The 12,341-nt window shown below is 52.1% G+C and carries 10 protein-coding genes; 6 read left to right on the forward strand and 4 right to left on the reverse strand.

Annotated features, from left to right (window positions below; translation table 11 throughout):
- Nucleotides 1-38 precede the first annotated feature (38 nt).
- The 4 genes from BM427_RS06355 to BM427_RS06370 all read left to right on the forward strand — a co-directional run bounded on the left by BM427_RS06355 (nt 39) and on the right by BM427_RS06370 (nt 4,455).
- Nucleotides 39-1,010, forward strand: a complete 972-nt coding sequence (locus BM427_RS06355; protein ID WP_090120167.1) for a sensor domain-containing diguanylate cyclase — start codon at nt 39-41, stop codon at nt 1,008-1,010.
- A 203-nt stretch (nt 1,011-1,213) separates the two neighbouring features.
- On the forward strand, nt 1,214-1,738 hold the full coding sequence (locus BM427_RS06360; protein WP_090120168.1) for a GNAT family N-acetyltransferase: 525 nt from the start codon (nt 1,214-1,216) through the stop codon (nt 1,736-1,738).
- A gap of 115 nt (nt 1,739-1,853) precedes the next feature.
- A complete protein-coding gene (locus BM427_RS06365) occupies nt 1,854-3,305 on the forward strand; it encodes a tagaturonate reductase (RefSeq protein WP_090120170.1) in 1,452 nt (483 codons plus the stop codon).
- Nucleotides 3,306-3,540: 235 nt separating this feature from the next.
- A complete protein-coding gene (locus BM427_RS06370; RefSeq protein ID WP_090120172.1) occupies nt 3,541-4,455 on the forward strand; it encodes a bestrophin family protein in 915 nt (304 codons plus the stop codon).
- A gap of 187 nt (nt 4,456-4,642) precedes the next feature.
- Here BM427_RS06370 and pdxR read toward each other — a convergent pair whose 3' ends face one another.
- Nucleotides 4,643-6,043, reverse strand: a complete 1,401-nt coding sequence (gene pdxR / locus BM427_RS06375; RefSeq protein WP_090120174.1) for a MocR-like pyridoxine biosynthesis transcription factor PdxR — start codon at nt 6,041-6,043, stop codon at nt 4,643-4,645.
- Nucleotides 6,044-6,135: 92 nt separating this feature from the next.
- On the opposite strand from pdxR, the gene BM427_RS06380 reads away from it, so the two are divergent.
- A complete protein-coding gene (locus BM427_RS06380; protein WP_090120176.1) occupies nt 6,136-6,615 on the forward strand; it encodes a carboxymuconolactone decarboxylase family protein in 480 nt (159 codons plus the stop codon).
- On the opposite strand, the gene BM427_RS06385 is transcribed toward BM427_RS06380, so the two are convergent.
- Complete coding sequence (locus BM427_RS06385) at nt 6,616-7,503, reverse strand: LysR family transcriptional regulator (protein WP_090120177.1); 888 nt, start codon at nt 7,501-7,503, stop codon at nt 6,616-6,618.
- Nucleotides 7,504-7,602: 99 nt separating this feature from the next.
- Here BM427_RS06385 and BM427_RS06390 point away from each other — a divergent pair, with 99 nt between their 5' ends.
- Nucleotides 7,603-9,021, forward strand: coding sequence for an aldehyde dehydrogenase family protein (locus tag BM427_RS06390; protein ID WP_090120179.1), 1,419 nt, complete (start codon nt 7,603-7,605; stop codon nt 9,019-9,021).
- A gap of 58 nt (nt 9,022-9,079) precedes the next feature.
- Here BM427_RS06390 and BM427_RS06395 read toward each other — a convergent pair whose 3' ends face one another.
- Nucleotides 9,080-10,645 (reverse strand): methyl-accepting chemotaxis protein, encoded by a 1,566-nt coding sequence (locus tag BM427_RS06395; protein WP_090120181.1) that lies wholly within the window; start codon nt 10,643-10,645, stop codon nt 9,080-9,082.
- Between the two features lie 257 nt (nt 10,646-10,902).
- Entirely contained in the window at nt 10,903-12,141 is a 1,239-nt protein-coding gene (locus BM427_RS06400; RefSeq protein WP_090120184.1) for an EAL and HDOD domain-containing protein, read from the reverse strand.
- Nucleotides 12,142-12,341 lie beyond the last annotated feature (200 nt).

The raw sequence follows: 12,341 nt of genomic DNA on the forward strand, positions 1-12,341 counted from the left end.
GCGGAAACGGCCCGAAAAAATAAAGAGATCGGCATCCTATGCAAATACCTGCTACTCCCGTGGATGAAGAACAACGTCTTGCTTCACTACATAATTCCGGACTACTTGAAAGTGGTGTCACCGAGAGGCTTGACCGCCTGACCCGGCTGGCTAAACGCATGTTTAACGTGCAGGCAGCGATGATTACGTTGTTGGACGAAGATACCCTGTATCTTAAATCCTGTGATGGTTACCCCCGCGCAGAAACGATACCCCGGAAAATTTCCTTTTGCGGCCACGCCATTTTGCACCCGGAACCGTTGATCGTCCCGGATAGCGCTCATGATGAACGCTTTGCCGATAATCCACTGGTTATCGGTGACAAGCCGATCCGTTTTTATGCCGGGTATCCGCTGCGTCTACCGGATGGCGCGGTGGTGGGATCGTTTTGTCTGCTCGACAAAGAGCCTCGGGAGTTGAGCCATGCTGATCTGGATAGCCTGAAAGATTTCGCCACTATCGTCGAAGACGAATTCGCGGTGATGAGCGCGGCCACCACCGATGAGCTAACCGGGCTGTTTAACCGTCGCGGTTTCGACAGCCTGGCGACGTTTGCCATTTACGGCGCTCGCCGTCGGGCTGAGCCGTTAACGCTGGCGTGGATCGATCTGGATAACTTCAACGAGATTAATGATTCCTGGGGGCGCGCCGAAGGCGATAAGGCGCTGAAAGCGATGGCTTCGGTGATGACAGCCAGCCTGCGTGAAGCCGATCTACGGGTGCGTTACGGCAGTGACGAATTCGCCATTGTCTTTTCTGACACCGACGAGCAGGGGGCGTGGATCGCTATGCAGCATCTGCTCGAACAGGTTGAGGCGTGGAATCAGACTTCCGGAAAAGCGTGGAAGCTACATTTTTCCTGGGGCGTGAGCGAGTTTGACCACAACGGCAATAGCGAGCTGAGCCCGTGGATTAAAGACGCGGTTCAGAAAATGTATGCCATGAAAAAACCTAACAACCGCGTCCGTTAGAACATCACAAAAACCTATAGCGACGGCCTTGTGTTGCAGACAGGCAAATAAGATAGTGGTTGTTTTATACACGTTATCCTTCAAACTGCCTCTTTGTTGGCTTCGCCTTTGCACCCCAGTCACTTACTTATGTAAGCTCCTGGGGCTGCGTAGTCTTGCCGCCTCGACGCAGTGTGAATGATTTTGTGTATATAGGAATTAAAATGACCACTTATCATATTCACGCCAGCACGAGCGAGACGTTCTCTGTCCATATCGATTCCCTTTGCGAGGTGCTGGAAAACTGTGTTTCCGGCGGCGCTTCCGTCAGTTTTATGCACCCGCTGTCGCGTGAAAAATCCCGGCAATTCTGGTCTGATGTTGCGGCCAGCGTCGCGCGAGGCGAACGCATTGTGCTGGTGGCGCAGGATGAGCAGGGAGAAATTGTCGGCACTGTGCAGATGGTGCTCGATCAACCAGAAAACCAACCGCATCGCGCGGATGTCGCTAAATTACTGGTTCACGAAAAAGCGCGTCGTCAGGGGTTGGCGAATCGGCTGATGGCGGCGCTGGAACATGCCGCGCGTGAAAACGGGAAAACAGTGTTGGTACTGGACACCTCCACCGGCAGTGGAGCGGAACATTTCTACCAACAATCGGGTTGGCAACGCGCAGGTGAAATCCCGCGCTATGCCCTGATGCCGGACGGAAATGTGACGGGTACGACAATTTTTTACAAGTTTATATAATTCGGTCTAATAAGACGGCCCATTTTGATCAAAACAGGGTTCCATGGTCGAAAAGTCTGGTAAGTTATCACACCAATTTATAAAGGTTGTATGACTAATCAAATAGGAGCCCACTGTGAACACATTAAACCGTCGCAACTTTCCCGGCGCTGAGTACCCTGAACGCATCATTCAGTTCGGCGAAGGGAATTTCTTGCGCGCTTTTGTTGACTGGCAAATCGATCTGCTGAACGAACACACCGACCTTGATGCCGGTGTGGTGGTCGTTCGTCCGATCCAGAGTGATTTTCCGCCGTCTCTGAGCACGCAGGATGGCCTCTATACCACGATTATTCGCGGCCTGAACGAGCAGGGCGAAGCAGTGAGCGATGCGCGTCTTATCCGTTCTGTTAACCGTGAAATCAGTGTCTATGGTCAGTACGATGAGTTCCTGAAACTGGCCCACAACCCGAATATCCGCTTTGTGTTTTCCAATACCACAGAAGCGGGCATCAGCTACCATGCGGGCGATAAATTCAACGATGCGCCGGCCGTCAGTTACCCGGCAAAACTGACCCGTCTGCTGTTCGAACGCTTCAGCCACTTCGCTGGCGCGGCCGATAAAGGCTGGGTGATCATTCCGTGTGAACTGATTGATTACAACGGCGACGCGCTGCATGAACTGGTAGTGCGTTATGCTCAGGAGTGGGCGCTGGGCGCAGAATTCCTCCAGTGGCTGGAGGCGGCGAACGATTTCTGCTCCACGCTGGTTGACCGCATCGTAACCGGTTATCCGCGTGATGAAGTGGCGAAACTGGAAGCTGAACTGGGCTACCGCGACAGCTTCCTCGACACTGCAGAGCACTTCTATCTGTTTGTGATCCAGGGTCCGAAATCACTGGCATCAGAACTGCGTCTCGATAAACTGCCGCTTAACGTCCTGATTGTTGATGACATTAAGCCTTATAAAGAACGTAAAGTGGCAATCCTCAACGGCGCGCATACCGCGCTGGTACCGGTGGCATTCCAGGCTGGTCTGGATACCGTCGGCGAAGCGATGAACGACAGCGAAATCTGCGCATTTGTTGAAAAAGCAATTTATGAAGAGATCATTCCGGTACTCGATCTGCCGCGCGATGAGCTGGAATCGTTCGCCAGCGCCGTGACCGGGCGTTTCCGCAACCCGTACATCAAGCATCAGTTGCTGTCGATTGCGCTGAACGGCATGACCAAATTCCGTACCCGCATTCTGCCGCAGTTGCTGGCAGGGCAGAAAGCGACTGGCAAATTGCCTGCACGTCTGACGTTCGCGCTTGCCGCGTTGATTGCATTCTACCGCGCTGAGCGTAACGGACAGTCCTATCCGGTACAGGATGATGCGCACTGGATCGAGCGTTACCAGCAGTTGTGGAGCCAGCACGGCGATCGCCAGATCAGTACCAGTGAACTGGTGAAAACCGTGTTGTCCGTCAGTGAACACTGGGAACAGGATCTGAGCAAAGTCGCCGGTCTGGTGGAACAGGTGTCGCTGGATCTGGATGCGATTCTGCTGCGTGGCATGCGTGAAGCGGTAAAACCGCTGTGCTAAACGGCAAAGGTTGAACAGGAAAACCCGGCTGCGGCCGGGTTTTTTATAGCGAATATTTTACAATCATTTTAGTTACAACATACTTATTCTATTAGTTGTATAACAGGTTTCAGTAACTTCTGTGCCAATTAACGTCAGCCAGATTGCTTTTTCGTCACAGTTTATTAGCAAACTTGCAACTGTGATTGCGATCACGTTTAATAGCGAAGCTATCCCTTTTGCCTGCAACTAAACCATGATCGTTCGACCACAACAACACTGGCTTCCCCGTCTTTTCGTCTGGCACGGTTCGGTACTGCCGAAAATCAGTTCACGTCTGTTCATGAACTTTCTGCTCTCCATCGTCGTGGTGTTGATGCTTCCCTGGTATACTTCGCTGGGCATCAAACTGACTGTCGCACCATTCAGCATTCTCGGCGTGGCTATCGCTATCTTTCTTGGATTTCGTAATAACGCCTGTTATTCGCGCTACAGCGAAGCACGTGTGCTATGGGGACAATTGATGATTGCCTCACGCTCACTGCTGCGGGAAGTGAAAACCACGCTACCGAATGAAGGTGATATCACGCATTTCATTCGTCTTCAGGTGGCTTTTGCTCACAGCTTGCGCATGACGCTGCGACGTAAACAGCAGACGGAAACGCTGGCGAAATATTTAACGGCTGAAGAGTTGCAGGTAGTGCTGGGGGCGCATTCGCCTGCGAACCGCATCCTGCTGATCATGGCGGAGTGGCTGGGAGCGCGTCGTGCGCAGGGGGCGCTTTCGGACATCTTATTCCAGAGCATTACGCAGCGGCTGCATGATATGTCCGTGGTACTTTCCGGCTGCGAGCGCATTTTTACCACGCCGCTGCCTTTTGCTTATTCACTGATTCTGCACCGCACGGTCTATCTGTTCTGCATTATGTTGCCGTTTGCGCTGGTGGTAGATTTGCACTACATGACGCCGTTTGTTTCCGTGCTGATCTCTTACACGTTTATCTCGCTGGATACGCTGGCGGAAGAACTGGAAGAGCCGTTTGGCGTCGAGGATAACGATCTGCCATTGGATGCGATGTGCAATGCTCTTGAGATCGATCTGCTACAAATGCAGGGCGAAAAAAGGTTACCGCACAAAATGACTGCAGACAAAAATTATCAGTTAACCTAATCTTTAGGACATGAGAGTAAGACACATTACGCATTTTTTGGCTTTAATGACATTACTCACCTTAAAGAGGGACGCGCGATGGAAAACTCAGACAGAACGATATCGCTGGCCGTAACGTTGGTTGTCAGCTTATCTCTTCTCGCTACGGCGTGGGATCTCTCATTCGTTAGTCACTTGCCCTGAACGTCTACTGCCCGCCAGCCAGCGCCCGCGTTTCTGCAGCCGGGCGCTGCAATAACGCTTCTGCTTCCGCATACGATCGTACATTGGTATAGCCAATAATCAGGCCATAACGTTTGCAGGTCTGGTTATACCAGCGCGACAGCGGACTGACCTGCAATTCATGGCGCTGCCAGATCTCCGCCAGTGCCACATCCTGCGTGCTGGTGCGTAAAAACGCGATAATATGCATGCCACCATCGGTGACTTCCACGTTGAACAGGTGCGGATAAATATTCTCCAGCGCGGCCAGCATGTGATTTCTGCGTTGCGAGTAGAGCGTGCGCATTTTTTTCAGATGTTGATAAAAGTGGCCTTCACCAAGAAAGGCAGCGAGAATTTTTTGTATCAGTACTGGCTGGCCGCTCTCGGTCAGCGCAGCGGTTTCGCGGAAACGGGCGAGCGCGGCGTGAGGTAACACAAGGTAGCCAATGCGCAGCGCGGGCATCACAGTCTTGCTGAAAGTTCCCATATAGATGACCCGATCATCACTATCGAGGCTCTTCATCGCTGGCAAGACTTTCCGGGTGTAGTGAAACTCTCCGTCATAATCATCTTCGATGATCCAACTTTCATTCTGGCTGGCCCATTTCAGCAACTGATGTTTGCGTGGCAGTGACAACGTAACCGCAAGCGGGCTTTGATGTGACGGTGTCACAAATAGCACACGGGCATCATGGTGATAACGCAGTAAATAATCGACATTCACGCCTTGATCATCAACCGGCACGAAGTGCAAGTTGGCGGCGGCGCGTTTCAGCGCCTGCTGGCCGAAAAAGTAACCGGGATCTTCGAACAGCACCTTGTCACGGTCTGTCGCCAGCGTATTGAGGATCAAGCGCAGGTTATTGCTGTAACCACTGGTAATAAAAACGTGCTCTGCCGAGCAGGATAATCCGCGCGAGACATTCACATAATGGGCGATGGCTTCACGCAGTGGCGTATAGCCCATCAGCGGGGGATTGGTCATCTCCAGAGGCTGCATGGAGCGCACCGCTTTACCGCACAGCAGCAGCCATTTCTTGTAGGGAAAGGCATCCAGCGACGGAATGCCGAGGCGCAAAAATCCTTGCTGATCGCGCAATACTTCCATCATGGCAGGAGGTTTTTCTTCGGCAACGGGTTGTTTTGGCGTTGGTTTCTGCGCAGGCAAAATCAGATCCGGGTTGACCCGCGTACCACGAGCACCCTGGCTGATAAGGTAACCTTCGCCGACCAGAATGGCCCATGCGGTTTCGACGGTTTTACGCGCCACGCCGAGTTCGTTGGCCAGCACGCGCACGGACGGAACCTTGTCGCCAGGCTTCAGTAACCCGCTGACAATGCTATGGCGATACTGCTCATAAATGCTCTTATAGCCGGGTTTCATGTCCTACCTTTATTTTCAGGTTTTGCATCTTTTTACTAAGGCATAAGACAGTAATATAACCCCGGTCGAATCACTCCACGAGGTAAAAAAACATGAGCTCCCGCATCAATCTTTTCCAGACCGTTCCAGCGCTGATCAAAACCCTGTCTGATGCCAGCCAGGCATCGCATAACAGTAGCCTGGATATTACTCTCAAAAATCTTGTCGATATTCGTGCATCGCAGCTCAACGGCTGCGCTTTTTGTCTGGATATGCATATGAAACAAGCCAAACTGTACGGTGAGCGCGAACTGCGTCTCTACCATGTGGCTATCTGGCGTGAGTCGCCGCTGTTCACCGCAAAAGAGAAAGCAGCGCTGGCGCTGAGTGAAGCGCTAACTCAGCCGGGTAGCGATGGCGTACCGGATGCGTTGTACCGCGAAGCATGTGAGCATTTCAGTGAAGTGGAGTTGTCTGAACTGACATTTGCCATCGCCATTATCAATGCCTGGAACCGCCTGATGATTGCGTCACGTACGCTGCCGGGCACACTGGACAAGGCCTATGGCCTTGATCGTGCGCATCTGGAGTGATCAACTCTCCCGGACAAAGTCGATAAACGCCCGTAATCCCTCCGGGATATGGCGATGTCCGGGATAGTAAAGACACAGACCCTGAAACGGCTGTGTCCATTCATCCAGCACGCTCACCAGCCGTCCGGCACGTAAATCCTCTTCAATGTAAAACCCCGGCAGAAAGCCGACGCCCAGTCCGGCGCGAACGGCTGTAAGCGAAGTAAAAAAATCAGAAGTGGCAAGTCTGGGCGGGATTGCGAGGGCGTAATGCTGCCCGTGGCGTGACATCTCCCAACGATAAATCCCACCGTTCGCCATGCGCATGCAAATACCCTGATGTTGATAAAGATCATCCGGTGTCTGCGGTGTACCGTGTGTAGCGAACCACTCTGGTGTAGCCACCACCTGCATGCGGATATCGGGTGTGAGTGGAACGGCAATCATATCCTGCGGGACGGATTCGCCAAGGCGAATACCGGCATCGTAACCCTCAGCCACAATATCAATCATCCGCGTTTCGCTGGCGATTTCGAGGCGCATCAGCGGATAACGGGCAAGAAAACGCACCACAATTCCATCGAGAAAAAGCTGACCAACGGCCTGCGGTATATTGATGCGTAGTGTGCCGGAGGGTGCCGCTGGAAGACTGTGGATCTCATCGGCTGCCTGCTGAATTTCACGTAGCGCCGGGCCAACCCGCGTCACAAAGCGATCTCCTGCTTCGGTTAACGCCACACTGCGGGTCGTGCGATGAAAAAGCCGCACATTAAGGCGGCTCTCCAGACCGGCAATGGCGTTGCTAACGGCCGTTGGCGACATATTCAGCGCCTGTGCCGCCGCGCGAAAACTGCCGAGGCGCATCACTGCCATCACCACTTCCAGCTCAATCAAACCTGAACGATGCATAGATTATCCCGAATTTCGAAACAACCTATGAAGAATAGCGCGGATTATCTGCGCGATAAAGCTGTGACACACTGGATCCACAGTCCTAAGGAGGTTCCGATGCAACGGGTAGAACAGATTTCGATTAATGGGCAATGGGTCACCCCGCAGGGCACCGAGCTATTCGACCTTTTTAACCCGGCGACGGGGGAAGTAATTGGTCAGGTGCGTCTTGCCAATGAAGAGGATACGCGCCGGGCGATAGCGGCGGCAAAAGCGGCGTTTGCCGGCTGGTCAGCCACCAGTGTGGCTGAACGAGTGGCGGCGCTGACACGGCTGCGCGATGCACTGGCCGCCAGTGAGCAGGCGCTGTTGCAGGCAATCGTCATGGAATATGGCGCGCCGAAAAGCCGTGCTGTCTGGATGGCCCGCTACCCGGTTGCTGTGGTTGATGAGGCGATTTCTGCGTTAAAGGCCTTTACGTTTCGCTCACAGACTGGCCTGGCACTGGTGGAGATGACACCGCTGGGTGTCGCTGGGCTTATTACGCCATGGAACAGCAACGCCGGATTTATTTGTGGCAAACTCGCAGCCGCGCTGGCTGCGGGCTGTACGGCGGTTGTCAAACCCAGTGAGATGAGCGCGCTGCAAACGCAGGTAGTGATAAATGCGCTGCATCAGGCGGCGCTGCCACCGGGCGTATTTAATATTGTCACCGGTCGGGGCGATGTGGTTGGTGAGGAGATTACCCGTCATCCGGATGTGGCCAAAATCTCGTTTACTGGCTCTACCGCTACCGGAAAATCGATTCTGCGCAACGCCGCGGAGAATTTTAAACGCGTCACGCTGGAGCTGGGCGGTAAATCGCCGACGATTATCCTCGATGATGCCAGCTTAGCGACAGCCGTGCCGCTGGCAATCCAGGCCGGATTGATGAACAGCGGCCAGGCCTGTATCGCCGGAACGCGGATTCTGGTTCCGCAATCGCGCAAAGCCGAGTGCGAAGCCGCGCTGGCGAAAGCTATGGCAGCGGTGAATGTTGGCGATCCACGCGATCCGGCAACCACCGTCGGGCCGATGGTCAGTGAAAAGCAGTGGCAGCGCGTGCAATCTTATATTCGTCTCGGATTGCAGGAAGGCGCACGGTTGCTGGCAGGTGGTGAAGGGCGGCCGGAAAACTGCAGACAAGGGTGGTTCGTCCGGCCAACGTTGTTTGGCGGTGTGCGAAACGAGATGCGTATCGCACGGGAAGAGATTTTCGGGCCGGTGCTGACGGTAATGAGCTACCGGGATGAGGCTGATGCCGTAGCTATTGCTAATGATACGGAATACGGTTTAAGTGCACTGGTTCTGGGTGAAGACCGCGAACGGGCGCAACAAGTGGCAGCGCGAATCCATGCGGGCCGTGTGCAGGTCAATACGCTGGCGCATGAGCCGCGTGCGCCGTTTGGCGGCTTTAAACATTCCGGAATCGGGCGGGAGATGGGGGCGTGGGGGCTGTCAGCATTTATGGAACCTAAAGCGATCATCAGCGTATGATTATAAGCGAATGATCATAAGCGAATAGCAGGCCCGCTGGGCGGGCCTGCTATCGGTTTTAGCGTGCCAACTGGAAATAACGCACTGAATCGCGCAGACCTTCGCTTTGCTCAGTCATTGACTGCGCGGCAACGGCTGCCTGTTCCACCAGCGTGGCGTTCTGCTGAGTAACCTGATCCATCTGATCGATGGCGACGCTGATCTCTTTAATGCCCTGATGCTGTTCGGTTGAAGCAGCCGAAATCTCCGCAACAATATCCGTCACTTTGTTCACCGAGGTGACAATCTCTTCCATTGCCCGGCTGGCTGTGTCAGCGTAGCGCGAGCCATCAGTGATTTTCTCTACTGTTCCCTCGATCAGTTGCTTGATCTCTTTTGCGGCCTCGGCGCTTTTCTGCGCCAGGTTGCGTACTTCACCGGCGACCACGGCAAAGCCTTTACCCTGTTCTCCTGCGCGGGCGGCTTCAACGGCGGCGTTCAGTGCCAGGATGTTGGTCTGGAAAGCGATACCTTCAATAACGGAAATAATGTCGACAATTTTCTGCGAACTGGCCGAAATTTCATGCATGCGTTTCAGCATATCATCCACCTCTTTACCCCCTTTGACGGCGGTGTGCGATGTCTGACGCGCCAGGTCGCTCGCCTTACGGGCGTTTTCGGCGTTACTCTTCACGTTTTCTGTGATTTGCTGCATGTTCGACGACGTTTGTACCAGCGACGCGGCCTGTTCTTCGGTACGCTGCGACAGATCGTTGTTGCCTTCGGAGATTTCGCTGGCGGCGTGGGAAATGGATTCACTGCCATCGATAATGCCGTTAATGATCCCCGCCAGTCGGGCATTCATAAAGTGGATAGTCGCCAGCAGGCTCTGGGTATCGTTGTCACGCAGCTTGACCTGTGTACCCAGATTCCCTGCGGCAATTTCTTTCATGATCGACACCGCATACGCTGGCTCGCCGCCAAGCTGGCGCGACAGGTTACGCGAGATAAACAGGGCAATCACGCCGGTGGCAATCAGCGCCAGCAGCAGTAAACCGCTCAGCATATAAATCGCCTGTTTATAGCCCGCTTGCGAGGCTTCACCGGCCTCATTGCCGAGTGCGACTTCCATATCCACCAGCGTGGCCAGGTCTTTCATCAACTGCGTGCGGTATTTTGCCGACACCGCGCCGCTGATTTTGGCGGCTTCTGCGGCGTTGCCGCTTTTCATCTCTTCGATGACTTTAGCGTTCACATCGATAAAGTTTTTGAAGTTGTCAACCACCGTGGAGAAGAGGGCGCGCATCTCTTGTGGCTCATGTGCAGAGATATTGGCGTAAGCCTGCTGCGCACGCAGGAACGTTTCCTGGTTTTGCAGCAATTCACCACGATGCTGCTCCAGCGATTCCGGCGTTGTTGAGGCGATGTACTGAACCTGCTGCAAGCGCATTTCAGCTAAGACGCCACGCATTTCAAGGGTATAGCGCACACCCGGTGTGCGATTTTTGCGGAACTGATCAATGTGATCTTTGCTCATATTTAGCTGATAAATAGACACAATGCCCAACAGTAACATCATGACAATGAGGATAGAGAAACCGATGAGCAACTTAGTCAATACGGTGGCTTGTGCTAATTTTTTCATAATTCAACGCTGTGTGAATGGAGATAGTATTAATAACGGCAGTGTTGGGGATTTTATTGATTTATTTATCTGATCAATATCACAATTTACTCAGATTATTGTGCAAAAACTCGCATCGCAAAGCGTAATTTAGGATAAAACCATTTTGGCTGTTAATAATTTAACCGATTTACATTTTTATGAAGTGAAATAATGTTTCATGCCTTGGCAATGTGCGGGGTGATTTTAATTTTTACATACTAAAAAAATGGTGAAAATTAATGCGACAGGATTAATGGCAGTTCATCTGCCCATTTTGTCGCCTGGTTCATTAACTCTGTGACAGTAGAATTGGGCAAGCCGATTTTGTGGGTAATGTTGCTTGCTTCTTCCCATCTTCTCAGCTCGAAAAGACGCGCGAGCTGCACAAACGGGTAGAGCTTACCACTCTCTTTTTCCAGTGCGGTTGCGACTTCCGGCGACACGGCGATTTGACTCATTAACTCTTCGAGCGGCAAACCGAGGATCACATCCAGCAGTGAAAACAGACCGACCATAAATGCATCATTGCTGAGGCTGGAAGCGGAAGTTCGTTCTGCAACCAGTTCGCAGAATTTAGCACGAATCAGGCTCAGATAATAAATTTCCGTAGTGGTCACGTTGCCGAAGGCGGTCAGGCAAGCCATCAATACAAAGCGCCGCATACCATTAATGCCAAGATAGACAACAATATCGCGCAGCGACTGGTTACGGAAACCGCGCACGCCACGGGTGTTATAGAGAATATTTTGCGCATAGCGCATAATTTTAAACGACAACGTGACATCACGTTTTAACAATTCTTCAATTTTATTAAGATTTGGCGATTCAACGTTCACTTCGTGCATTAATTTCAGGGCAAATGCCTGATTTTGTACCAGTTTATTACGTTTGGTGACCGTCGGCTTGCTGAAAAAATAACCCTGAAAAAGATGAAAGCCCAATTTTTTATAGGATTCATATTCATCATAGGTTTCCACTTTTTCTGCCAGTAATACGGCATGACGCAACGACTTGCGGTTAGTGACAATATAATGGCCGATGTCCTCGCGTGGGCTTTTCCTTATATCAAATTTAATCACGTCGATATAGGGAATAAAGGCATCCCATGCGTTACCTGGGCTGAAATCATCCAGCGCGATGCGAAAACCCTGGGTATGCATACGTTTTACCACTTCCAGCAATGAGCGATCCGGGCTGGCATCTTCGAGTATTTCAATTACCACGCGATTCTTTGGCAGGGTTTCCGCCAGCCCCTGAACCAGTAACTGGTAAGGGAAATTGACATATACAGTACTGTTCTCGTTTTTACGCCCCACCGGAGCGCTAAGAAATTGCTCTTCAATCAGTTGAGTAGTGGCCTGCTCGGATGAAACATCCGGGAATCGGTTATCCATACTGTCCCTGAAGAGCAGTTCGTAACCAACGGTATTCAATTGATTATCAAAAATTGCCTGTCTGGCTACAAAAGAGTACATTTGCCACCTCGCGTGCCTGCGTACTTCTTAACTTCTTATCTCAGTCATTCCACTATATAAGTAACAGTAACATCACGGCTACATGATCCCTGTGATTGTTGCAGGATATTCCACTTTCCTTGTTAAAAAATATAGGGTGACAAAAAATACATGTGCGGCAGAGGTGGCCCGTTTCACTTAAAGTTAGCAGGCCGCGTGAA

The sequence above is a fragment of the Kosakonia arachidis genome (genome assembly GCF_900116535.1).
Lineage (GTDB): Bacteria > Pseudomonadota > Gammaproteobacteria > Enterobacterales > Enterobacteriaceae > Kosakonia > Kosakonia arachidis.